Below are 23416 nucleotides of genomic sequence, written 5' to 3'. Positions count from 1 at the left end.
AATGGAGCCGCGGGGCAGGAGCGGCGATGTCCGCTCGACCGTCGAATGGCCCGCGCCTGGCGCCTGACCTAGATGACCGGGCCCGGGTTTGGCCCAGATGACCGGGCCCGGGTTTGGCCCAGATGACCGGGCCCGGGTTTGGCCCAGATGACCAGGCCCGGGTTTGGCCCAGATGACCAGGCCCGGGTTTGGCCCAGATGACCGAGGAGCCCACCGATGCCCGGTGCCATCGACGTCGCAGCTACCGACCGCGCCGAACCCGGGGCCGCGAGCCTCACCGACGCCGAGGCCGCGCTGCTGGACGCCTACTGGCGGGCGGCCAACTACCTGTCGGTCGGGCAGATCTATCTGCTGGACAACCCGCTGCTGCGCGAGCCGCTGGCGGCCGAGCACATCAAGCCACGCCTGCTCGGCCACTGGGGGACGACCCCGGGCCTCAACCTGATCTATGCCCACCTCAACCGGGTCATCAAGGCCCGGGACCTCGAGATGATGTACGTGATCGGGCCGGGGCACGGTGGGCCCGGCATCGTCGCCAACGCCTACCTGGAGGGCACCTACTCCGAGGTCTACCCGACGATCAGTGGGGACGAGGCCGGGCTGCGTCGGCTGTTCCGCCAGTTCTCGTTCCCGGGCGGCATCCCGAGCCATGTCGCGCCGGAGACCCCCGGGTCGATCCATGAGGGCGGCGAGCTGGGCTACGCGCTGGCGCACGCCTACGGCGCGGCCTTCGACAACCCGGAGCTGGTCGTCGCGGCCGTCGTGGGTGACGGCGAGGCCGAGACCGGGCCGCTGGCCGCCAGCTGGCACTCGAACAAGTTCCTCGACCCGGCCCGCGACGGCGCCGTCCTGCCGATCCTGCATCTCAACGGCTACAAGATCGCCCAGGCGACCCTGCTCGCCCGCATTCCCGAGGGCGAGCTGGACGCGCTCATGCGCGGCTACGGCTATGACCCGCTGCACGTCACCGCCGATCTGGACGACGACCCCGCCGAGGTACACCGCCAGTTCGCCGCCGTGCTGGACCACGCGCTCGACGAGATCGCCCGAATCCAGCGGGCGGCCAGGGCGAGCGCCGCGGCCGGCGAGGACTTCGACCGCCCCGCGTGGCCGATGATCATCATGCGGACCCCGAAGGGCTGGACCGGGCCGCGGACCGTCGACGGCAATCCGGTCGAGGGCACCTGGCGTGCGCACCAGGTCCCGATCACCGACGTGCGCGGGCATCCCGACCGGATCGCCGAGCTTGCCGCGTGGATGGCGAGCTACCGGCCCGAGGAGCTGTTCGACGCGACCGGCCGGCTGCGTCCCGAGCTGGCCGCGCTCGCTCCGGCTGGCCGGTCGCGGATGAGTGCCAGCCCGCACGCCAACGGTGGTGAGCTGCTGCGCGAGCTCGCCCTGCCCGACTTCCGCGACTACGCCGTCGACGTCAGCGCGCCCGGCACCACGGCGACGTCCGCCACCACCGTGCTCGGCACCCTGCTGCGCGACCTGATCCGGGCCAACCCGGCGAACTTCCGCCTGGTGGGGCCGGACGAGACGGCGTCGAACCGGCTGGGCGCGGTCTTCGAGGTCACCGACCGGGTCTGGGAAGGCTCGCTGCTGCCGACCGACGAGCACCTCGCTCGCGCCGGCCGGGTGATGGAGGTGCTGTCCGAGCACCTGTGCCAGGGCTGGCTGGAGGGCTACCTGCTGACCGGGCGGCACGGGCTGTTCTCCTGCTACGAGGCGTTCATCCACATCGTCGACTCGATGGTCAACCAGCACGCGAAATGGCTGAAGACCACCCGCGAGATCCCGTGGCGTCGGCCGATCGCCTCGCTGAACTACCTGTTGACCAGCCATGTCTGGCGCCAGGACCACAACGGGTTCTCCCATCAGGATCCCGGCTTCATCGACCATGTCGTGAACAAGAAGGCCGAGGTCGTCCGGGTCTACCTGCCGCCGGACACCAACACGCTGCTCTCGGTCGCCGACCACTGCCTGCGCAGCCGGGACTACATCAACGTGATTGTCGCCGGCAAGCAGCCCGCGCTGAACTACCTGACCATGGACCAGGCGATCGCCCACTGCACCCGCGGCCTGGGTATCTGGGATTTCGCCAGCAACGACCATGACGACGCGGCCCCGGGGGCGGACGGCCTGCCTGACGTCGTGCTGGCCTGCGCCGGCGACGTGCCGACCCTGGAGACGCTCGCCGCGGTCGACCTGCTGCGCCAGCACCTCCCGCGGCTGCGGATCCGGGTGGTGAACGTCGTCGACCTGATGGCGCTGCAGAGCGAGTCCGAGCACCCGCACGGCATCTCCGACGCCCGGTTCGACGCGCTGTTCACGGCGGACCGCCCGGTCATCTTCGCCTACCACGGCTATCCCTGGCTGATCCACCGGCTGACCTACCGGCGCGCCAACCACCACAACATCCACGTCCGCGGCTACATCGAGGAAGGCACGACGACCACGCCGTTCGACATGGTGATGATGAACGGCCTCGACCGGTTCCACCTGGTCGCCGACGTGATCGACCGGGTTCCGTCGCTCGGCGCCCGGGCGGCCCACGTTCGCCAGCTGATGATGGACGAGCGCCTCCGGGTTCGCTCCTACACCCGCGAGCACGGCGAGGACCCGCCCGAGATCAGTGACTGGGTCTGGCCCTACTGACCGCGGCCTCACCACCGGCTGGAGCTGATCACACGTGAGTGGGCGGTCGTCGTCAGCCGTGGACGTGCTGGTGGTCAACGCGGGTTCCTCGACGCTGAAGCTGGCCCTCGTCGCGCCGGACGATGACCTGATCGGGGCGCGGGAGCTCGCCGCGCCTGGCGGGCACGCCGACCTCGCCGAGGCCCGAGCCGCGATCGACGAGCTGCTCGGCGCCGACGGCCTCGACCGGGCCAGCTCCGGGCGGGTGGCCGTCGGGCATCGGATCGTGCACGGCGGCACGGATTTCACCGCGCCGGTCCTGATCGACCCGCGGGTCGCCGCGCGGCTCGCCGAGCTGACCGCGCTCGCGCCGCTGCACCAGCCGGCCGCGCTCGCGGCGCTCGATGAGGCGCGGGCGCTGCTGCCGGACGCCGTCCAGGTCGCCTGTTTCGACACGTCCTTCCACGCCACGCTGCCGCCCGCCGCGACGACCTACGCGCTGCCGGCGGCCTGGCGTGAGCGATACGGCCTACGCCGCTATGGCTTCCACGGCCTCTCGCACTCCTACGCCGCCGGCCGGGCCCGCGCGCTGACCGAAGCCCTGACCGGGTCGCCCGCCCGCCGGATCGTCACCTGCCATCTGGGCTCAGGAGCGTCACTCGCGGCCGTGCGGGACGGGATCAGCGTGGACACGACGATGGGCTTCACCCCGCTGGAAGGGCTCGTGATGGCTACCCGTTCCGGCGACGTCGACCCCGGCCTGCTGCTGTGGCTGCAGACGTCGGCCGGGCTGACTGCCGACGAGCTCACCGACCAGCTCTTCCACGCCTCCGGCCTGGTCGCCCTCGGCGGGACGGCCGACATGCGGGCCCTGGTGGAGCGCGCCGACCAACGTGAGGAAACGGCGCTGCTGGCCCTCGCGGTGTACCTGCGCCGGCTGCGCGCCGGCATCGCCGCCATGGCCGCATCGTTGGGCGGCCTCGACGCGCTCGTCTTCACCGGCGGCGTCGGCGAGCACTCACCCCAGATCCGGGCCGCGACCGCCGACGGCCTGTCCTTCCTGGGGATAGCCCTGGACCCGGCCCGCAACGCCAACCATGACCCAACCACCGACCCCGACACCGACCTCACCGCCAACGGCGCCCCCGTCCGGTCCTACGTGCTCGCAGCCCGCGAAGACCTAGAAATAGCCCGCGGCGTCCGCTCGGTCATCGCAGCCGAGGCAGGGACGTAGGCGCGGTGGCCTTCTGATCAGTAAGGTATTCCGGCTTCCTCGTACGCCGTGACGATGGCCTGCCGACCCTCGCGCTTGAGGTCGCGCCTCTGCCGGAAAGCGAGGATGTCAGACAAGCGAATCCTGCGGTGACGGCTGCCTGGAAGCCTTTCGGAGGGTATCTCTCCTCCGTCCAGGAGTCGTTGGATGAAGAGCCGTGAACAGCCGAGTATCTCGGCGGTCTCGGTGGGACTCAGCATCGTTTCCGCCGTCGGAGGCGTCGTGGGCATGTCGCGATGATGCCTGTCGGGTCCGACAGGTCTGGACCCGGGCCTGCGCCGCTGAAGGGCGTCGGACTACGGCGTGGGTGAAGCGGTGGGCGAGGGGGGAGCGGGAACCGTCGTGTCGACTGGGCGGTGCCAGCCGACGGCGCGTAGGCCGGACAGGACGGCCAGGGTCACCAGGAGGGCCAGCAGGGCGGTCTTGGCTGGGCCGAGGACCCAGGCGGCGAGGCTGCTGCGTTCGCGGGTCAGCAGGATCGTCGCCGCGAACGAGGACGGGATCGTGATGACGGCGACCGCGTCCGGACCGAGCCGCACCGGCAGGGCCGCCAGGCCGACGGCCAGGGCCATCAGGACCAGCAGGGCGACCGTCACGCGGGAGACGTCGGGGGACAGCGACAGGCCGACCGAGAGCCGGGCCCGGCTGGGGCGCCGGACGTCGGTGGTGTAGTAGGCGTAGACCTCGCGGTTGTGCTGGACGTCCTCGACGTAGATCCGTTCGATCTCCCGGTCGTAGAGGTCGAGCACGGCCGGGTGGCTGATCTCGATGCTGGAGTCGTCGGTGCCGATGCTGACGTGGTAGCTGCCCGGGCCGCCGGGGTCGAGGTCGACGAGCGCGACCGGGTTCGTCAGCGTCAGTGCCCGGGTGGGCCGGCGCCCCCCCCCGCCGGGGGTGGCGCGGGGCGGGGGTGGCGGGCGGCGGCAGAGGATCGCCCGGCGCTCCTCGGTCATCTTGATCAGGCTCGGCTGGTACGGGTCGAGCCGGACGGCGGCGAGCGCCTCCCAGCGCCGTCCGTACTCGGCGACCGTCGAGAGCACCGGCTCGGCGTCCGGGCCCGCCGCCCGCAGCTCGGCCACCCAGCTGACGAACGCCGCCAGGTGGCCCTCGACCTCGTCGGCGGTCGGGTTGTCGGGGCCGTCGGGGTCGCGCCACAGCTCGCCGGTGGCCAGCAGCAGCGTGCCCGCGCTGCACAGCGCGTCGAACGGCTCGTCGAGCGCCGTCATGAGCATCTCCTGCGCCGGCTTGACCAGCACGGACCACTGGCGCAAGGCCGCCTCCGGCACCCACAGCTCGGCCGCCTGGCCCAGGTAGGTGTGCAGCGTCCCCAGCGACAGCGGGCGGCGGCCCTTCGAGGGCGCCAGCCGCGGGTAGTTGCCGGAGAACTTCCCGGGACGGAACCGGGAGATCGCGTCGATGACCCGGCGGACCGGCGCCGACGGAGGCAGGCCGATCGCGGCGGCCAGCAGCGCCACCACGTTGCCCTGGATCGCCACCGAGGTCGAGTAGGGCATCAGGTGGGCCGCGGTGTCTCCGGGCCCGGAGAGGTTGAAGCCGACCAGGGCGCGCTTGGGCAGCGTCGAGATCGGCAGCAGCACCGAGACTTCGGGCGGGAGGTGGCCCGTCGTGTCGATCCGGCCGGTCGGCGGCACCACGGAGGTCAGCAGGCCGTCGAGCGGGCCCCAGTTGACCGAGCGGGCGAGCTGGGCGCGGTTCGCCGACAGCAGGGTGAACTGGTCGACGACCCGGCGCCGCACACCGAAGAACTCTCCTGGCGGCGCGAGCAGCGTCGTCGTCACCTCGTCGACGTCGGTCAGGTCGAGGATCGGTGCCGCCGCCGCGTCGTCAAGCCGCCGCCACCGACCGGTTGTCACCGTCGCAGACTAGGACATCTCTTTCTGTAAGGCGCGAAGCCGGCACCCGCGGCGGTGGCGGCGCCCCCGGCGTTGTGCCGCCGAGCCGGTATCGGTGACGGAGCGGATGCGGCACGGTAGCCTGTTCGGAAGTCCCATCCCGGACCTGCCGGATCGACGTTGCTGAGCATTCAACGTCGTTGATCGGGCAGGAACCCCGGCATCCGACGGATGGACCGGTGATCATGCCCAAAAACTTTGGCCTCGGCGTCACGGTGCGCGCGCCGCGGGCCGGCGGTCACGCGCTGGTTCGCCTGGCCCGCCGCGACCTGTGGCAGCGGCTCGACCGAAGCATGATCTCCAGGGCGCGCGGCGCCCGGGCCGAGTCGGGCCGCGACCAGCAGGTTCGCTGACCGGCCGGGTGCGGGCGGTCGCCGCGGCGGCGCCGGGCAATGGCGCCGTCCAGGGGCGGTGGCCGCGCTGAACTGTGGGGAACGGTCCGGTGCTCGGCCGGTGCGGCGAGATCGGGCGCCGTATCGTCAATGTGTCCGCGGCCTCGTCCAGCGTTGACCGGCGGCGGTCGGGACCGTGGGCGCGTCATCGCCGGTGGCGGGAGAATGACGCCTGCGCCGCGGCCCCAGGGTGGAGGCCGGCGGCCCGGGCGGGGGTGCGGCTGTGCGCGGACCTGGCCCGATGGGTCGACGGGCCCGCGCGGGCGGCGCATCGTCGCCTGGAATGAAGCCGAGTGGAATGTCGGAGGTGCCAGCTAGCGTGGCCGGTATGTCAGTGTTGCCCCCGGCGCCTTTCGGGCGCCTGCTCACCGCGATGGTGACGCCGTTCGACGCCGACGGCGGCCTCGACCTCGATGGCGTGGCGGCACTGGCCACGCACCTGGTGGACGCGGGCAGCGACGGCCTGGTGATCAGTGGGACCACCGGTGAGTCGCCGACCACCTCCGACGCGGAGAAGGACCAGCTGCTGCGGACCGTGCTCGGCGCGGTCGGCGACCGGGCGAGCGTCATCGCCGGCGTGGGCACCTACGACACCCACCACACGATCGAGCTTGCGAAGGCCGCCGAGCGGGCCGGCGCCCATGGCGTGCTCGTCGTCACGCCCTACTACAGCAAGCCGCCGCAGGCCGGGCTCGCCCGGCACTTCCGGTCGGTCGCCGACGCCACCGGGCTGCCGGTGATGATCTATGACATTCCGGGCCGCTCCGGCGTCCCGGTGGCGACCGAGACGATGCTGGCCCTCGCCGAGCATCCGAACATCGTCGCCGTGAAGGACGCGAAGGCCGACCTCGAGGCGTCCTCGCGGGTCATCGCGAACACCGACCTGGCCTACTACTCGGGCGACGACGCGCTCACGCTGCCGCTGCTGGCGATCGGCGCCGTCGGCCTGGTCAGTGTGGTCGCGCATGTCGGGGCGCCGGCCCTGCGCGCCATGATCGCCGCGTTCGACGCGGGCGACCCGGTGACGGCGCGCGAGCTGCACCAGGGCCTACTACCGATCTTCAAGGGAATTTTCAGTACGCAGGGAGTGATCACAACGAAGGCCGCTTTGACCCTCGCCGGCCTGCCCGGCGGGCCGGTCCGTTCACCACTGGTCGACGCCACGGAGGACGAGATCGCTCAGCTGACTCTCGACCTCGCCGCGTCGACGCTCACGCCGCCGGCAGACCTGTCCCTCGCGATGGCCGGGGTCACGACCCGCCCGGCGCAGCCGACCTTGGCGGGCCGGGGGGCAGCCGCGTCATGAGCCACCCGCATCCGGGGCTCGGTGCCCCGCCCCCGCTGCCCGTCGAGGGCCTGCGGATCATCGCTCTCGGCGGTCTCGGTGAGATCGGCCGGAACATGACCGTCTTCGAACACGCGGGCCGGCTGCTCATCGTCGACTGTGGCGTGCTGTTCCCGGAGACCGACCAGCCCGGCGTCGACCTGATCCTGCCGGACTTCACCGCCATCCGGGACCGCCTCGACGACATCGAGGCCGTGATCCTCACCCACGCGCACGAGGACCACATCGGCGCGGTGCCCTACCTGCTGCGCGAGCGGGCCGACATCCCGCTGGTCGGGACCCGGCTGACCCTGGCGCTGATGGTCGCGAAGCTGCAGGAGCACCGGATCAAGCCGGTCACCCTCCAGATCACCGAGGAGGAGCGGCACAGCTTCGGGCCGTTCGACCTCGAGTTCTTCGCCGTCAACCACTCGATCCCGGACGCGGTCGCGGTCGCGATCCGCACCGCCGCGGGCCTGGTGCTGCACACCGGCGACTTCAAGATGGACCAGCTGCCGCTCGACGGCCGGCTGACCGACCTCGGTGGCTTCGCTCGGCTCGGTGCCGAGGGTGTCGACCTGCTCATGTCGGACTCGACGAACGCCGAGGTTCCCGGCTTCGTCACCTCCGAGCGCGAGATCGCGCCGGTGCTCGACGGCGTCTTCCGCGAGGCCGGCAAGCGGATCATCGTGGCCTGCTTCGCCAGCCACGTCCACCGGGTCCAGCAGGTCCTCGACGCCGCCGAGGCGCACGGCCGCTCGGTCGCGTTCATCGGCCGCTCGATGGTCCGCAACATGGGGGTGGCCCGCGATCTCGGCCTGCTCCGCGTGCCGCCGGGCCTGATCATCGACGCCCGCGACGTCGAGTCGCTGCCGGACCGCAACATCTGCCTGATCTCCACCGGATCCCAGGGCGAGCCGCTCTCGGCGCTGTCCCGGATGGCCAACCGCGACCACGCGATCCGGATCGAGGCCGGTGACACCGTCGTGCTCGCCTCCAGCCTGATCCCGGGCAACGAGGAGTCGGTCTTCCGGGTGATCAACGGGCTGACCCGGTGGGGCGCCAAGGTCGTCCACAAGGGCGTCGCGAAGGTGCACACCTCCGGCCATGCGCCGGCCGGCGAGCTGCTCTACGTGCTGAACGCGACCCGGCCGTCGAACATGATGCCGGTGCACGGCGAGTGGCGGCACCTGCGGGCGCACGGCGTGCTCGCCGAGCTGACCGGCCTCCCGCCGGAGCGGATCGTGCTCGCGGAGGACGGCATGGTCGTCGACCTGGTCGAGGGGCAGGCGACGATCACGGGCGCGGTGCCGTGCGGCTACGTCTACGTCGACGGTCTCGCCGTGGGCGACGTCCGCGAGTCGAGCCTGAAGGACCGGCGCATCCTCGGCGAGGAGGGTTTCATCACGATCACCGCCGTGGTGGACGCCGCCGCGGGGAAGGTCGTCGCCGGTCCGGAGCTGATGGCGCGGGGCTTCTCCGACGACAAGGTCGCCTTCGACAAGGTGCGCAAGCTGGTCAACGACGGCCTGGCCGACGGCATGCGCAACGGCATGACCGACGTCAACGCGCTCCAACAGCTGGTGCGCCGCATCGTCGGCCGCTGGGTGAGCGACAACTACCGCCGCCGCCCGATGATCCTCCCGGTGGTCGTCGAGGTCTGACCAGGAGCCAGCCGGGTCCGCGTCTCGCGGGTCCCGGCTGTCCGCCTGAGCATCAGCCCTGCGGCGCCTGCCCCGGTCCGGCGGGTTGATCGCCGTTTCGGCCCTCCAGTGGTTGCGAGAGCGCCCGGTTTGCGACCACCCGAGGGCCGAAACGGCGATCAGTGTCAGCCGATGTTCCGCGTTCGGCGCCCCGTTAGTCCGCGGCCGTCGACGTGGTGTGGTGCGCCTGGCGGCGGGCGGCGCGTTGAAGATCAAACACGCCGAGCAGGACGAGGATGAAGACGAACAGGCCGAGCATCAGCGCGTGGTCGGCCGCCGCATCGTCATACGCCCGGATGCGGGAGAAGCCGAGGGGCGAGACGGCAACCCCGGTGACGCTGAACGCCGCCAGCCAGCCGGGTCTGAACACGCTGAGAACGACCATGGCGAGCCCGGCCACCAGGAAGGCCGAGGGCAACGATTCGGACAGGTCGTAGTACAGCGAGTACACGTGAAAGTAGCCGCCTGTCACCATCTGCCGCGTGGGCAGGTCGCCCGCGAGCCTCGCGACCCGGTAGAAGAGCACGACGACGGGAATCCACCCGGTGATCAGCAGTGTGGTGACAGCCAGCGGCCGGCGGTACTCGGCGCGGCCCGGGGCCGCGGGCGCCGTCCAGACCACCGCGACGACCAGCGCGAGCAGACAGAGCGTGGCCAGCAGCGCCAGCGGCGGACGCTGTACCCGACTGACCGAGCTGAGCGTCAGCACCGCCGCGGTCGCCGGTAGGACCGCCACGGCCGCGATCCGAGCCACCCGCCGCAGCCCCAGGGCCGCGGCGCCGAACGCGACCAGCCAGGGCAGATAGACCACCAGCCCGTCGGTTTCCAGCGGTCCCAGGCCGACCGGTGCCCGAGCGCCCGACAGTGGCTGATCCGGCGGGGCGAACGGCCAGACCGGGCCAGGTCCCTGCTCGGCGACGGTGAGCATCACGGCGGAAAGCACACCGCCGGCCGCGAGGGCGACAGTCGCGACAGCGAGGCGCGCCCTGGCCGGAATCCAGCCGATCACCGGGCGGGCGCGGGTGGCGAGGCCGTTTCCCACCAGGTCGGCGGCCTCGGCGAGTGTCGGTCGCCCCCGCCCGTCCGCCTCGGCGGCGTCGAGCAGCGTGGCCAGCAGCGCCGCTTCGTGCTCGGCGCGCCAGTGGCGCGGGTAGGCGAGCAACAGCCGGCCATACGCGCCTTCCAGCCGGTTGTCGCGGACCGGGGAGGTCGGGGTGCTCGGACTGGTGACGTCGCGGTGCGGGTCGCCGGCGGGGCCATCGGCCGGGATGCCGCCGGGGCCCGAGGACTCGGCGCTCACGCGGGAGCGCCGAGGTAGGCCGGCCCGGTGGCGGAGTCGAGACCGCCGGTCAGAGCGGCCCTGCGGGCCCGCAGCCGTCGGTCCGCCTCGGCGGCGTTGGCGCGCAGGCGCGCGACCTGATCCCCGAGAGCGGCGGCGCCGTGGTCGGTGAGCTCGTAATACCGGCGCAGGCGGCCGTCCACCGCCTCCTCGCGCCCGCGGCGGACCAGGCCGTCGGCCGCGAGGCGGTCCAACGCGCTGTAGAGGGTGCCCGCCCGCAGCCGGACCCGGCCGTGGGAGATCGCCTCGACCTCGCGAATGACGCCATAGCCGTGGCGTGGCCCGTCGGCGAGCGCGGCCAGGACCAGGAAGGTGGGCTCGCGCATCTCGTCCCCTGACATGCGCTCTACATATACAGATGGCCGGTATATACCGACAGGGCGCATGTCTCAACTGACCCACAATGATCTGCGGCGCGCCCGGAAGGTCGGGGATGCGTGGAGTGGCGGGGGCCTCCTTGTAACGTGCTGGCGTGGCCACACGCACGACCGGGGCGAGCGCTCGACCCCGGGAGGGATCAGCCGCGTCCCGGTCCTCCGGAGGCGGCAGCCGGTCGGCGGCCCGCGGCGCGGGTGCGACCCGTCCCTCGGGCGGCTCCGGCGGCGGCCGAGGCAAGCCCGCCAAGACGCCCTGGTCGCTAGCGGTGACGTTCTGGCTGCTGCGCGGAGTCGTCCGGCTGTGGCAGGCGATCGCGACGATGTTCGGCTCGTCGCTGCGGCACGTCCGGCGCGGCGGCAAGGAGCTGTGGATCGAGCCGGAGCACCGGCGCGACGGCGCGGGGCTCGCGTCGCTCGGCGGTGCCATCCTGACGATGGCGGCGGTCTGGTTCCACGCGGCCGGACCGGCTGGCTCCGGGCTCAACCTCGTGCTGCGGCTGCTGTTCGGCGCGGGCGCGATGCTGCTGCCGCTGATCGGGCTGGTCGCCGCCTGGCGGCTGGTGCGGGCCCCGGCGGACCCGGAAAGCCGTGGCCGCGTCGTCATCGGCTGGGCCGCGACGACGCTGGGAACGCTCGGCTTCTACCACATCGTGCGCGGCATTCCCGACTACTCCGGCGGTACCCGTCGGCTGCGCGCCGCCGGGGGCACCGCGGGTTTCGTCGCGTCCTCGCCGCTGGCCGCCGCCGTCACCCCGTACGTCGCCGCGCCGCTGCTGATCCTCCTGGCACTGTTCGGCGTCCTCGTGGTCACCCGGACGCCGCTGCGCCAGGTGCCGGTGGTCTTCCGCGGTCTCGCCGACCGGCTGGCCACCGGTCTGCGCGAGGACGCCGCCGGCCGTGGCGGAACGGCAGGCGCCAGGGCCGGTACCGGCCTGGACGATCTCGACGACGGAGCCGGGCTCGCGGACGAGCTGCTCTCCAGAGGCTCCGGGACGGGCGGGACAGGTTCCCCGACCGGTCGGGGCCGCGGCAGGTCCCGGGGCGGCCGCGCCGGCAAGTCGGTCGACGACGTGTACGACATCGACGCCGCCGTCGGTCGCGGGCGGGTCGCACCGCCGGGCGGCCACGGTCCCGCGGTGGAGGCCGGCGACATCCTCGATCTCGACCTGGGCCTCGACCTCGGCCCGGGCCTGGAGGCCGAGGAGGCCGACGAGGCGCCGCCGGCCGCCACCCGGCGCCCGCCACGGCAGCGCGCCGCGGCGTCGGCTCCGGCCGCCGCCGACGCGGACGAAGAGATCGAGCACCTGGTGCCGGTGCCCGTCGAGGGCGACTACGTGCTCCCGTCGCCGACGCTGCTGAAGTCCGGCACGCCGCCGAAGCTGCGGTCGGCCGCGACGGACGCGGTGATCGCCTCGCTGACCGACGTGCTCACCCAGTTCAAGGTGGACGCCCGGGTCACCGGCTTCACCCGTGGCCCGACGGTGACCCGCTATGAGGTCGAGCTGGGCTCGGCGGTGAAGGTCGAGCGGATCACCCAGCTGGGGAAGAACATCGCCTACGCGGTGAAGAGCCCCGACGTCCGGATCATCAGCCCGATCCCGGGCAAGAGCGCGGTCGGCATCGAGATCCCGAACACCGACCGGGAGCTGGTCTCGCTCGGCGACGTGCTGCGCAGCTCGGACGCGACCGGCAACCCGGCACCGCTGCTGGTCGGCCTCGGGAAGGACATCGAGGGTGGCTACGTCCTCGCGAACCTCGCGAAGATGCCGCACATCCTCATCGCGGGCGCCACGGGCGCGGGCAAGTCGACCTGCATCAACACGCTCATCACGAGCGTGTTGGCGCGCGCCACCCCCGACCAGGTGCGGATGGTGCTCGTCGACCCGAAACGCGTAGAACTGACGAGCTACCAAGGAATTCCCCACCTCATCACACCCATCATCACGAACCCCAAAAAAGCGGCCGACGCGCTGCAGTGGGTCGTGAAGGAGATGGAAAACCGATACGAGGATCTCGCGGCCTGCGGTGTTCGCCATGTGGACGACTTCAACCGCAAGGTGCGAAACGGTGAGATCGTCGCGCCGCCCGGTTCGGAACGCGTCTACACCCCTTACCCGTACATCCTGACGATCGTCGACGAGCTCGCCGACCTGATGATGGTCGCTCCCCGTGACGTTGAGGACGCGATCTGTCGGATCACCGCGATGGCGCGTGCCGTCGGCATCCACCTGGTGCTCGCCACCCAGCGGCCGTCGGTGGATGTCGTCACCGGCCTGATCAAGGCCAACGTCCCGTCCCGGCTGGCGTTCGCCATGGCGTCCCTGGCGGACAGCCGGACCATCCTCGACCAGGCCGGCGCCGAGAAGCTGGTCGGCCTCGGCGACGCCCTGTTCCTGCCGATGGGGGCCAGCAAGCCGGCCCGTATCCAGGGCGCCTACGTCTCCGAGGACGAGATCGCCGCGATCGTCGACCACACCAAGGAACAGGCGGTGCCGGCGTTCCGCGAGGACGTGTTCGAGGGGGAGGCCGGCCCCCGCAAGGAGATCGACGAGGAGATCGGCGACGACATGCAGCTGTTCCTGCAGGCCGTCGAGCTCGTCGTGAGCTCCCAGTTCGGGTCGACCTCGATGCTGCAGCGCAAGCTGCGGGTGGGTTTCGCGAAGGCCGGCCGGTTGATGGACCTGATGGAGAGCCGCGGGATCGTCGGACCCACCGAGGGTTCGAAGGCCCGTGATGTCCTGGTGATGCCAGATGAGCTAGAAGGACTTCTAGTTACGCTGCGGAGTGGCTGACGTCAGTCAGTTGGTCCTCTCGGGTCCTGTGGCGGGTTTCGACCGGCGGCGTTGAATCGTAAACTCAGGCAACGTCTGTTCATCGCCGCTTGGCCGCTCTCTCCCCGCGCTCCGTTGATCGTCATTGGCTGGCCGTCGTCCCCACGCCGGTCGCCGATGTCGGGTCATCGGTGTCGCGGCAGCGCGGACCAGCGCCGGACGCGTGCGGAGGTTCGCCCGTGGTGGCTATCGACGAGCCGCGCGACCAGCGACGCGCCGAAATTCCCGGCCCGTCGCCGGACGGCCCGGCTGCCGAGCCCGTGACTCCTACGACCCCCGGGTCCGCCGATCCGGCGGGTTCCTGCGGCGCGCGCCTGGCCGCCGCCCGGGTGGCCGCCGGCATGTCGATCGAGGAGGTCAGCGCCCGCACCCGGATCCGGGCCACGCTGATCCGCCAGATGGAGGAGGACGACTTCGTTGCGGTCGGTGGTGCCGTGTACGCCCGCGGCCACCTTCGCGGCATCGCCCGCGCGCTCGGCGTCGATCCGCAGCCGATCGTCGCCGCCTTCGACGCCGCCCAGCCGGGCGGCCCGACCCCGTCGTTCAGCACCCCGACCAACTCGTTCGACCCGCTGCGTCATGGCGCGACCAGCGGGAGTAGCCGACGTTGGGGGGCCGCGATGGTCGTGGCCGCGGTCGTGTTCTGCGTTGTCCTCGTGTTCACGCTGCTGCGGCCGGGCCCGTCTCACAGCCAGCAGCCCGGCGCGACGTCGAGCTCCCGCACCCCCGTCGCCGCGGCACCGGCCAGGGCCGAGCCCGCCCCGACGACGCCGGCGCCGACCCAGGTCAACCTGCGGCTGGAAGCCGTGAACGCGCCGAGCTGGCTGCAGGTCAGCGACGACTCGAACAAGGTGCTCTACCAGCAGATCCTCACGAAGGGTGCTTCCCAGACCCTGACGGCCAAGGCCCTGCGGGTACGGATCGGCAACGCGGGCGCGATGAGCCTGAACTGCAACGGTCGAGACCTGGGCTCACTCGGCGGCCCGGGGCAGGTCATCACGGTGCAGGTCGGGCTGGGCGACGCCGGTGCGTGCACGGTCGAGGGCAACCCGGCGTCGGCGAACCCGGTGCGCTGACCCGCCGGGGTTCACCAGGGGCGGGTTCACCAGGGGATAGCCCGGCGCCCGGGAATGGTCCGTCGGGTGTCCGACGCACGGGCGCGGCAGCGCCCGACCGGTCCCGCCCGGTAGCCTGACCTGGTGCCCGCCGGTCAAGCCCATCGCGTCGCTCTGGTCACGCTGGGTTGTTCGCGTAACGAGGTCGACTCGGAAGAGCTCGCCGCCCGGCTCGCGGCGGGCGGTTTCGCGCTGGTCGACGACGCTGCCGACGCCGATGCCGTGCTCGTGAACACCTGCGGCTTCGTCGATGTGGCCAAGAAGGACTCGATCGACGCCCTGCTCGCGGCGGACGGGCTACGCGGCGGTGGCGGCAGTGGTTCCGGTCCGCAGGCCGTCGTCGCGGTCGGCTGCCTCGCCGAGCGGTACGGTGCCGAGCTCGCCGAGAGCCTGCCCGAGGCCGACGCCATCCTCGGCTTCGACGCCTACCCGGACATCGCGGACCGGCTGTCCGCCGTGCTGGCCGGCAACCGGCCGGCCGCGCACGTGCCGCGCGACCGCCGGTCGCTGCTGCCGATCAGTCCGGTCGACCGTGGCGCGGCCGCCGCGGGTGTGGTCGTCCCCGGCCACGGCACGCACGCGCCGACGAGCGTGGGCGCCGCGGTGGTTCGCCGGCGGCTGGACGACGGGCCGGTGGCGGCGCTGAAGATCTCCAGTGGCTGCGACCGGCGGTGCAGCTTCTGCGCGATCCCGTCGTTCCGCGGCTCGCACGTCTCCCGGCCACCGCAGGACATCCTGGCCGAGGCCGAGTGGCTGGCCGGCCAGGGCGCCCGCGAGCTGGTGCTCGTCAGCGAGAACTCGACCTCCTACGGCAAGGACCTCGGCGACCTGCGCGCGCTGGAGAAGCTGTTGCCGCAGCTGGCCGCCACGCCCGGCATCGTCCGGGTCCGCACGGTCTACCTGCAGCCCGCGGAGACGCGCCCGACGCTGCTCGAGGTGCTGCTGACCACGCCGGGGGTCGCGCCCTACCTGGACCTGTCGTTCCAGCACGCGAGCCCGACGGTGCTGCGCCGGATGCGCCGGTTCGGTGGCTCCGCCGACTTCCTCGACCTGCTGCGCCGAGGCCGAGCCTTCGCGCCGGCCCTGGGCGCCCGGTCGAACTTCATCGTCGGCTTCCCCGGCGAGACGCCCGAGGACCTCGACGTTCTCGCCGACTTCCTCGAACAGGCCGAGCTGGACGCGATCGGGATCTTCGGGTACTCGGACGAGGACGGCACCGAGGCCGTCGGCCTGCCCGGCAAGCTCCCCGAGGCCGAGATCGAGGACCGCCGTGCCCGGATCGCCGACCTCGTCGAGCAGCTCACCGCCGCCCGCGCCGAGCGCAGGGTCGGCGAGACCGTCGAGGTCCTGGTCGAGGAGATCGACCCCGACGCGACGCTCGAGCGGGGCGCGACGCTCGACGCCGCGACGGCCAGGTTCGCCTACGGCAGCGCGGCGCATCAGCAGCGTGACGCCGACGGTGCCTGCTCCGTGCGGCTCTCGGCGGGTGCCGGCGACGTGCCCGTGGCCGTCGGCGACCTGGTGGCGGCCCGGGTCGTCGGCACCGAGGGCGTGGACCTGGTGACCGAGCTCGTCGAGGTGGTGGACCGGGCCCGCGGCGGGTCGGTGCCGGTAGCGGCCGGGGCCCGTCCGTGACGGTGGCCGGCACGGCCGACGGCGCGGCGGCGCCGGATGACGAGGCCGTCGGCACTGCCCCGCCCGCCGACGCAGTACCGGTCGCGGTCGACGGGGCCATTCCGGCCGCTCGCGTGCCTGCCGCCGCCGAGACCGAGCCGGTCGCGTCCGAGGCGCGGCTGCTCAACATCGCGAACATCCTGACGATCATGCGGCTCGTGCTGGTGCCGGTGTTCGTCGTGTTCCTGTTCGTCGGGCCGCATGAGGACGTCTGGCGGCTCGCCGCGTTCGCCGCCTACGCAGTCGCCGCCGTCACCGACCAGATCGACGGCGCGGTGGCCCGCAAGCACGGCTTGGTGACGGAGTTCGGGGCGTTCGTCGACCCGGTCGCGGACAAGGCGCTGACCGGCGCGGCGCTGGTGTCGCTGTCGATCCTGAACGAGATCCCGTGGGTGGTCACCGCGGTCATCGTGATGCGAGAGCTGGGCGTCACCCTGCTGCGGCTGTGGGTCATCCGGCACGGGGTGATCGCGGCCAGCCGCGGCGGGAAGATCAAGACGTTGCTGCTGAACATCTCGCTGGGCTTGGCGGTGCTGCCGCTCACCGGGCTGGCGGCGGACGTCAGCAAGGCGGTGCTCGCCGTCGCGCTGGTCGTGGCCGTCGCCACCGGCGTCGACTACGTCGCCCGGGCCCTGAAGCTTCGGAACACCGCCAGGGCGGCGCGGCAGCCCGCCGAGGCCAGGCCCGAGGAGGCACCGGATGGGGCTGGACGGGACGTCGATGCTGGCTGAGGTCGTCGCGGTCGGTGACGAGCTGCTCTACGGCGACATCATCAACGGCAACGCGGCCTGGCTGGGCCGACACCTCGCCGACGTCGGTGTGCGGGTCGAGCGGTCGGTCGTCGTCGGCGACGACGTCGCGGTCATCGAGCAGGCGCTGCGGGCCGCCGCCGGCCGGGCGGACGTCGTGGTCGTCACCGGCGGCCTCGGCCCGACGCAGGACGACCTCACCCGCGAGGGCCTCGCCGCGGCCGCCGGGGTGGGGCTGCGGCGCGACGACTTCCTCGAGGCCCAGCTGCGCCGCCGGTTCCGCGAGCTGGGCCGCCAGGTGCCCGAGATGAACTACCGGCAGGCCGACCTACCCGAGGGCGCCGAGCCGCTGCCGAACGTCCCAGGCACCGCGCCGGGCGTCCGCGTCGAGATCGGCCAGGCCGTGGTCTACGCGCTGCCCGGCGTGCCACACGAGATGTACGCGATGTTCACCGCGAGCGTGCTGCCGGACCTGCTGCGTCGAGCCGGCGAGCCCGCGGTCGTCGTGCACCGCGTGCTGCGCACGGCCGGGATCTGGGAGTCGGCCGTCGCCGAGGCGGTGGCCGGCGAGGTCGAGCGCCTGCGCGGCGTGGGGAACCCGACCATCGCCTTCCTCGCCAGCGGCGGGCAGACCCGGATGCGGATCACCGCGCGGGCTGGCGACCGGGCCGAGGCCGATCGGCTGATCGCGCCGGTCGAGGCTGCGGCGCGCGCCGCGCTAGGCCCCGCCGTCTACGGCGTCGACGACGAGACGCTCGCCGGCGTGGTCGGCCGGCAGCTGACCACCCGAACCGCCACAATCGCCGTCGCCGAGTCGCTGACCGGCGGCCGGCTGGCCGCGGCGTTCACCGAGACGCCCGGTGCCTCCGCCTATTTCCGCGGCGGCGCGATCGTCTACGCGACCGACTCGAAGGCCTCCGTGCTCGGCGTCGACCAGGAGATCCTGGCGACCGACGGGGCAGTGTCGGCGCGCGCCGCGGCGGCCCTCGCGGTCGGCGTCCGAGACCTGTTCGGTGCGACGTGGGGGCTGGCGACGACGGGCGTCGCGGGGCCCGACGAGCAGGAGGGCAAGCCCGTCGGCACGCTGCACCTGGGCCTGGCCGGCCCGGACGGCACGACGACCCGCTCGCTGCGCCTGCCCGGTGACCGGCCGCGCATCCAGACCTTCGCGGTTGTCCAGGCGCTGGACGTGTTACGTCGTACGCTCTCGGGACTGCCGGTGGCGGGCACCGGTCCGTCGGGAGCCGTGGAGCTTCCGGACAGGTAACGGTCGAGGAGGCGCGGTCATGATGGATCTCCACTATGATCGCGAGATGAACCCGTATGCCGCGCCCCACCAAGGTGGGGACTTGCTGAGTGGGGGCGAAAGCTCTCGCTTCCGCCTGACCGCGGCGGGGCGGAATGCGGGAGCTGAGATGGTTCCGCCGCCCTCGGGCCGGAACCTTCGCCAAATCGGCATAAGACCGCGGGATGTCCCGGCCGTCGGTGGCGAAGCCCGCGGCGGCCGCGGCGCTGGTCGGATGGCGTGTAGGGAATCCTCGGTCTTCGGTCTGGGTTGGTCGACGAAGGGCTACGGTCCCGTTAACGACGGCCCGACGGCCGCGTCGGTAGGTATACGGTGAAGCTCAGCCCGTGGACGAAGGGGGAGGCGCGATGGTCCTGCTCCGACGAATGATCGGCGAGGCGCTCCGCCGCCGCCGCCAGGATCAACACCGCACGCTGCGCGAGGTGTCTTCCGCGGCGCGGGTCTCGCTCGGTTACCTGTCCGAGGTCGAGCGGGGGCAGAAGGAGGCCAGCTCCGAGCTGCTCGCGTCGATCTGCGACGCGCTCGGCGTCCGGCTGGCCGATCTGCTCCGCGAGGTCAGTGACGACGTGGAGCTGGCCGAGTTCGCGACCGGCCCGCCACGGGTCGGCGCGCCGATGGTGGTGTCCGCCCGCCCGCCGGCACCGATGGTCGACCGGGCCGCCTGACCGCTCCGACGTTTCACCGGCCGGCGAGTTGTTCGCCGGCTGGCGGAGTCGCTTTGTTCCCATTCCGCCCGAATTGCCCGACGCGGTAACCGTCTCTTTGGCCGAGAGTTCTGCCTGGTCAGCGGCGTGCGTGTCTGATCTCGGACATATCTCGCACAGCCGACCTGGGCCGCGGGGGTTTCTCCGGCGCCTGGACGTGCGACGATCGGAGCATGGCGAATGTCGTCCGCCGGGCCTTCCGCTATCTGTCGGCGTCGGCGAACCGGAAGTTCGATGAGAAGGCCGATCCGCGGGTGCAGATCGACCAGGCCATCGACGAGAGCCGTCGCCAGCATGAGGCGCTGCGCCAGCAGGCCGCCCTCGTGCTCGGTAACCAGCGCCAGCTGGAGATGCGGATGGCTCGCCAGATCGAGAACGTCGCGAACCTCACCGAGTCGGCGCGCACCGCGCTGACCTTCGCCGATGACGCGCGGGCGGCCGGTGACGCGCCGACCTCGGCCCAGTACGAGCAGACCGCGCAGACCTTCGCCAGCGAGCTGGTCTCCGCCGAGGCGGCGCTGGAGGACATGCGCACCCTGCACCAGCAGGCCGAGCAGTCCAGTGGACTGGCCCGCCGGGCGGTCGACGACAACACCGAGCGGCTGCGCCAGCAGCTCGCCGAGCGGGCCCGCCTGCTGACCCAGATCGAGCACGCCGCGATGCGTGAGCAGATGAGCAAGGCGATGGAGTCGATGTCGGAGCTCACTCCGCCCGGCGACACGCCGACGCTGGCGGAGATCAGGGAGAAGGTCGAGAAGCGGTACTCGGTCGCCCTGGGTCGCCACGAGCTCGCCTCCTCCGGCGTCGAGGCGAGGATGCTGGAGGTCCGCCGGGCGAGCATCGACGCGCGGGCCACCAACCGGCTCGCCGAGCTGCGGGCCAGCCTCCCTCCCGCGGCGGGCGCGGCCCACGGCGAGGCCGGCGGCCCGGCGCAGCAGGTGGCGGCCGGCGCCGACCGGGTGGCCCTCGGCAAGAGCGAGCAGCCCGCGCCGGGCACCCCCACCACGCACGGCACCCCGGAGAACCAGGGCGCCACGGGCCCGGCGACCAACGGCCACTGAGTTGGGCCGCGGGGGGAACGGACGATGACGACACCGGGCGCGGGCCCACCAAGGCCGCCGAGCGGGCCCGACCCGCTCGGTAAGACCGGTCCCAACCCGCCGTGGTCGACACCCCAGTGGTCCGCGCCGTACTCCGCCGGACCGCAGTGGCCTCCCCATCCCACCGGCCAGCCCGGCGGACCTGCCGCGGATCAGCGGCGGCCCTGGATGCGGCTGGAGGGCTGGGACTGGCGCAGGACCAGGCCCAGGGTGCCGGACGCCGTCGGCGCGGACCTGGAACGGCGCGCCGTCTGGCGGCAGACCCGCGCGGCCGGCCGGTATGTCCGCCGGGCGCACTGGACGGCCGGCTGGTGGGCCGGGTTCGGCGTCGTCACAGCCGGGATCGGCGAGGCGATCGACCCGTCGGCCGGGTGGCTGTGGCTGGCCATCGGAGCGGGTGCGCTGGTCAACGGCGGCGTCTGGGTCGCGCACGCGGCCCGCTATCGGCTGCGCAACCCGGGGCCGCCGCTGCCGGTGGCACCCGCGCCAGGCGTCCGGGCGCTGACCGGCTCGGCGGCCGCCGGTCCGTTGCGGCGCGGCGAGGCAGCGATCACGGCCTTCCTCGCGCTGTCCCGGCCGCTGCCACCGGGCCCGACCGCGGACGTGGTCCGTGGCGCGATGGCGTCGGCCGCCGAGGTCGTCGACGGGCTGCGGCTGCGGGCGAGCCGGGTGATCGCCTGTGAGGAGGCGGCCAGAGCCGTGACCGACCCGGCGGGGCGGGCCCAGGTCAACGCCGCGGCGCGGGCGCTCGTCGCGGAGATGGAGGCCGCCATGCGCGCGCTCGACGAGCTCGTCGCGGCGTCGGCGGAGGTCGTCGGTGCCGGCGCTGCGGCGGGCGGCCTCCCGCTGGCAGGGGTCGCCGGCCCGCGACCGGTCGGCGCCGCGGGGCTTGGGATGTCGCCCGTCGACCTCGAGGGGCTGGCCGCCCAGGCCGAGAACCTGCGCGGTTATGCCGCCGGGCTGCGCGAGCTGGCCGGGGGACGGCCGAGTTCCGGGGCCCAGACCGGCTGGAAGCCGCCCCGGACCTAGCCGGCGACGGTGGCCGGCGGTTCGGTGGGCTGCCCGGCGGCCAGCCGCGTGGCAGGCAGGCGCCGTGCCACGACGATGCTCACCAGGCCCACGGCGACGGAGATGGTGAAGGCCGCGGCCAGGCCGGTCGGCGACGCCGCCTGTACGGCCGAGTCGACGTGGCCGCCCTGACCGGCCGAGCTGCCGGCGGCCACCGCGACCCCGCCCAGGCCGGTCCCGAACGCGGTGCCCAGATTGTCGGCGAGCGAGACCGAGCTGCTCGCCGCGCCCTGCCGGCCCGGCGGCGCCTCGTTCAGTGCGACGTTCATGCACGGCGAGTACGAGAGGCCGATTCCGTACGCGGCCACCGACCAGAACGCGAGGCCGACCGGCAGCGGGACCGCCGAGTCGAGCAGCGTCACACCGGCCCCGGCGATACCGACGACCATGAGGCCCATCCCGGCCGTGACCAGGAACCGCGCGGAATGGCGGACGGCGAGCCTGGCCTGGGTCCAGGACCCGCAGGTCCAGATGATCGCGGCCGCGGTGACGCCGATGCCCGCGACGCCGGTCGTCGAGTGCCGATGCGAGGTGATGGTCAGCGGAAGGAAGGCCTCTGCGCCGAAGTAGACGAACGCGATCAGTCCGCGCGAGATCACCGCCGCGGGCGCCCCCGGCCTCGCGCGCAACGCCCCGGCGGGCAGCAGCCGGCGCAACGGCCGCAGACCGACCAGCAGGCCGGCTGCGACCAGCGGAATCCCGAACAGGGAGCGGCTGGTCAGCCCGGCGAGCACCAGGCCGGCTCCCACCGCGACCAGCACTGCCCGCAGCAGCGGAGTTCTTCCCGTCTCCTCCGCCGGCCAGATGTCCGTCATCGCGACGGGCCGCCCGGAACCGGTCAGCTCGTCGGCCGGCGGACCGTCGGCGAGGTCGGCGGGCCCGGCGGCCAGCCGGCGGGCGGCGACGCGCATCGCGTAGAGCGTGACGCCGCCGGCGAGCACGACCAGCGGGATCAGGCCGCCGAACACCCAGCGCCAGCCAGCCTGCTCCGTGACCAACGCGGCCACCGCCGGACCGCCGAGGCTCGGTACCACCCAGGCCGTGGAGATCACGGCGAACATCTTCGGCCGGATCTCGGCCGGGTACATCTGGCCGATCGTCGCCATGTTGATCGCGGTCATCGCGCCCGCGCCCAGGCCCTGTAACCCGCGGCCGACGATCACCACGGGCATGCTGACAGCGGTCGCCGCCACCGCGAGGCCCACGCCGAACGCCAGCAGGCCAACCAGCAGGGGCCGGGCCGCTCCCGTCCGGTCCGTCGCCGCCCCGGCCAGCACGGCACCGACGACCGTGGTGAGGAAGAAGGCCCCGGTGACCCAGCCGTAGAGGTTCAGGCCCCGTAGGTCGGCCGACATCGCGGGCGCGACGGTCAGCACGGCCAACGACTCGAACGCGACGAGCGTGATGGTCGAGACCAGCCCGATGCTGAGGATCCGCAGCTCGGGTCCCCAGATCCGGGCCGGGGGCGCGGTACGCGGCCGGTCCGCGAGAGCGGTCACGCGCTCAGCCCCGCAACCGCAGGCCGCCGCGCGGCGTCGGGTGGAAGCCCGCGCGCACCAGCGCGTCGCCTAGCGCGCTGCCCGTGATCGCCCGCCCGTCCGCCCGCTCGACGGCGAGCTGGCCGAGCCAGCCGTCGCGCACCGCCAACGCCAGCGCGTCGACCGCGGGTTGCAGGGCACGCGCGGGCTCCGGCCAGGACAGCAAGGTCTTCCCTCCCCGCTCCACGTACAGCACCAGGTCGCCGTCGACCAGCACCACCAGCGCCCCCGCCTTGCGACCGGGCCGGTGGCCGGGCCCGTCGGGATCCTCGGACCGGGCCGGCCACGACAGCGCGGCGCCGTAGGGGTTCGCCGGGTCTGTCGCCGCGAGCACGACCGCGCGACGGTCGGTCTCGCGGCGCGCGCCCGGCTG

At 73.0% G+C, this 23416-nt stretch carries 18 protein-coding genes and 1 pseudogene; 13 read left to right on the top strand and 6 right to left on the bottom strand.

Going from position 1 to position 23416, the window contains the following annotated elements; genetic code table 11:
• Positions 1 to 216 precede the first annotated feature (216 nt).
• Positions 217 to 2658 (top strand): phosphoketolase, encoded by a 2442-nt coding sequence (locus I6A60_RS02945; RefSeq protein WP_203016883.1) that lies wholly within the window; start codon positions 217 to 219, stop codon positions 2656 to 2658.
• A 34-nt stretch (positions 2659 to 2692) separates the two neighbouring features.
• Positions 2693 to 3871, top strand: a complete 1179-nt coding sequence (locus tag I6A60_RS02940; RefSeq protein ID WP_203016885.1) for an acetate/propionate family kinase — start codon at positions 2693 to 2695, stop codon at positions 3869 to 3871.
• A 17-nt stretch (positions 3872 to 3888) separates the two neighbouring features.
• Here I6A60_RS02940 and I6A60_RS02935 read toward each other — a convergent pair whose 3' ends face one another.
• Together I6A60_RS02935 and I6A60_RS02930 are read right to left on the bottom strand one after the other, a co-directional pair.
• Entirely contained in the window at positions 3889 to 4140 is a 252-nt protein-coding gene (locus I6A60_RS02935) for a helix-turn-helix domain-containing protein (RefSeq protein ID WP_203016887.1), read from the bottom strand.
• A 66-nt stretch (positions 4141 to 4206) separates the two neighbouring features.
• On the bottom strand, positions 4207 to 5784 hold the full coding sequence (locus tag I6A60_RS02930) for a hypothetical protein (protein ID WP_203055550.1): 1578 nt from the start codon (positions 5782 to 5784) through the stop codon (positions 4207 to 4209).
• 224 nt (positions 5785 to 6008) lie between these two features.
• On the opposite strand from I6A60_RS02930, the gene I6A60_RS02925 reads away from it, so the two are divergent.
• The 3 genes from I6A60_RS02925 (at position 6009) to I6A60_RS02915 (ending at position 9203) form a co-directional block, all read left to right on the top strand.
• Positions 6009 to 6176 (top strand): hypothetical protein, encoded by a 168-nt coding sequence (locus I6A60_RS02925; protein ID WP_013422315.1) that lies wholly within the window; start codon positions 6009 to 6011, stop codon positions 6174 to 6176.
• A gap of 367 nt (positions 6177 to 6543) precedes the next feature.
• Complete coding sequence (gene dapA / locus I6A60_RS02920) at positions 6544 to 7521, top strand: 4-hydroxy-tetrahydrodipicolinate synthase (RefSeq protein ID WP_374113470.1); 978 nt, start codon at positions 6544 to 6546, stop codon at positions 7519 to 7521.
• The gene (locus I6A60_RS02915) at positions 7518 to 9203 is read left to right on the top strand and encodes a ribonuclease J (protein WP_203016889.1); all 1686 of its coding nucleotides are present in this window, start codon (positions 7518 to 7520) and stop codon (positions 9201 to 9203) included. Before dapA ends, I6A60_RS02915 begins: the two co-directional genes overlap by 4 nt.
• Before the next feature lie 193 nt (positions 9204 to 9396).
• Here the strand turns inward: I6A60_RS02915 and I6A60_RS02910 are convergent, their stop codons facing one another.
• Positions 9397 to 10542, bottom strand: a complete 1146-nt coding sequence (locus I6A60_RS02910) for a hypothetical protein (RefSeq protein WP_203016891.1) — start codon at positions 10540 to 10542, stop codon at positions 9397 to 9399.
• Positions 10539 to 10907 (bottom strand): PadR family transcriptional regulator, encoded by a 369-nt coding sequence (locus I6A60_RS02905; protein ID WP_374113472.1) that lies wholly within the window; start codon positions 10905 to 10907, stop codon positions 10539 to 10541. The genes I6A60_RS02910 and I6A60_RS02905 overlap by 4 nt, the downstream gene beginning before the upstream one ends.
• Before the next feature lie 146 nt (positions 10908 to 11053).
• On the opposite strand from I6A60_RS02905, the gene I6A60_RS02900 reads away from it, so the two are divergent.
• From I6A60_RS02900 to I6A60_RS02865, 8 genes are all read left to right on the top strand, one after another.
• On the top strand, positions 11054 to 13750 hold the full coding sequence (locus I6A60_RS02900; protein WP_203016902.1) for a DNA translocase FtsK: 2697 nt from the start codon (positions 11054 to 11056) through the stop codon (positions 13748 to 13750).
• 221 nt (positions 13751 to 13971) lie between these two features.
• Positions 13972 to 14865: a helix-turn-helix domain-containing protein gene (locus I6A60_RS02895; RefSeq protein ID WP_203016905.1), complete on the top strand. Its 894-nt coding sequence runs from the start codon at positions 13972 to 13974 to the stop codon at positions 14863 to 14865.
• A 123-nt stretch (positions 14866 to 14988) separates the two neighbouring features.
• The gene (locus I6A60_RS02890) at positions 14989 to 16539 is read left to right on the top strand and encodes a MiaB/RimO family radical SAM methylthiotransferase (RefSeq protein ID WP_203016913.1); all 1551 of its coding nucleotides are present in this window, start codon (positions 14989 to 14991) and stop codon (positions 16537 to 16539) included.
• Positions 16536 to 17309: a CDP-alcohol phosphatidyltransferase family protein gene (locus I6A60_RS02885; RefSeq protein WP_203016915.1), complete on the top strand. Its 774-nt coding sequence runs from the start codon at positions 16536 to 16538 to the stop codon at positions 17307 to 17309. Before I6A60_RS02890 ends, I6A60_RS02885 begins: the two co-directional genes overlap by 4 nt.
• On the top strand, positions 17299 to 18594 hold the full coding sequence (locus tag I6A60_RS02880; protein ID WP_203016948.1) for a competence/damage-inducible protein A: 1296 nt from the start codon (positions 17299 to 17301) through the stop codon (positions 18592 to 18594). The genes I6A60_RS02885 and I6A60_RS02880 overlap by 11 nt, the downstream gene beginning before the upstream one ends.
• Before the next feature lie 386 nt (positions 18595 to 18980).
• Complete coding sequence (locus I6A60_RS02875) at positions 18981 to 19298, top strand: helix-turn-helix domain-containing protein (RefSeq protein WP_203016950.1); 318 nt, start codon at positions 18981 to 18983, stop codon at positions 19296 to 19298.
• Positions 19299 to 19510: 212 nt separating this feature from the next.
• On the top strand, positions 19511 to 20398 hold the full coding sequence (locus tag I6A60_RS02870; protein WP_203016917.1) for a PspA/IM30 family protein: 888 nt from the start codon (positions 19511 to 19513) through the stop codon (positions 20396 to 20398).
• Between the two features lie 207 nt (positions 20399 to 20605).
• The gene (locus tag I6A60_RS02865) at positions 20606 to 21466 is read left to right on the top strand and encodes a hypothetical protein (protein ID WP_203016919.1); all 861 of its coding nucleotides are present in this window, start codon (positions 20606 to 20608) and stop codon (positions 21464 to 21466) included.
• Here the strand turns inward: I6A60_RS02865 and I6A60_RS02860 are convergent.
• The gene (locus tag I6A60_RS02860; RefSeq protein WP_203042644.1) at positions 21463 to 23004 is read right to left on the bottom strand and encodes an MFS transporter; all 1542 of its coding nucleotides are present in this window, start codon (positions 23002 to 23004) and stop codon (positions 21463 to 21465) included. The genes I6A60_RS02865 and I6A60_RS02860 overlap by 4 nt on opposite strands.
• Before the next feature lie 4 nt (positions 23005 to 23008).
• Positions 23009 to 23416: pseudogene (locus I6A60_RS02855) on the bottom strand (DEAD/DEAH box helicase); the annotation flags it as partial.

Source organism: Frankia sp. AgB1.9 (genome assembly GCF_016786355.1).
In the GTDB taxonomy this organism is placed as follows: Bacteria; Actinomycetota; Actinomycetes; order Frankiales; family Frankiaceae; genus Pseudofrankia.
The sequence above is the reverse complement of the archived record's forward strand: the minus strand, read 5'-3'. Positions and strand labels throughout refer to the sequence as shown.

Coding starts and splice junctions, on each gene's coding strand:
- I6A60_RS02875 (WP_203016950.1), top strand. CDS start 18,981: ATGGTCCTGCTCCGACGAATGATCGGCGAGGCGCTCCGCCGCCGCCGC.
- I6A60_RS02905 (WP_374113472.1), bottom strand. CDS start 10,907: ATGCGCGAGCCCACCTTCCTGGTCCTGGCCGCGCTCGCCGACGGGCCA.
- I6A60_RS02880 (WP_203016948.1), top strand. CDS start 17,299: ATGCTGGCTGAGGTCGTCGCGGTCGGTGACGAGCTGCTCTACGGCGAC.
- I6A60_RS02945 (WP_203016883.1), top strand. CDS start 217: ATGCCCGGTGCCATCGACGTCGCAGCTACCGACCGCGCCGAACCCGGG.
- I6A60_RS02915 (WP_203016889.1), top strand. CDS start 7,518: ATGAGCCACCCGCATCCGGGGCTCGGTGCCCCGCCCCCGCTGCCCGTC.
- I6A60_RS02865 (WP_203016919.1), top strand. CDS start 20,606: ATGCGGCTGGAGGGCTGGGACTGGCGCAGGACCAGGCCCAGGGTGCCG.
- I6A60_RS02935 (WP_203016887.1), bottom strand. CDS start 4,140: ATGCCCACGACGCCTCCGACGGCGGAAACGATGCTGAGTCCCACCGAG.
- I6A60_RS02870 (WP_203016917.1), top strand. CDS start 19,511: ATGGCGAATGTCGTCCGCCGGGCCTTCCGCTATCTGTCGGCGTCGGCG.
- I6A60_RS02925 (WP_013422315.1), top strand. CDS start 6,009: ATGCCCAAAAACTTTGGCCTCGGCGTCACGGTGCGCGCGCCGCGGGCC.
- dapA (WP_374113470.1), top strand. CDS start 6,544: ATGTCAGTGTTGCCCCCGGCGCCTTTCGGGCGCCTGCTCACCGCGATG.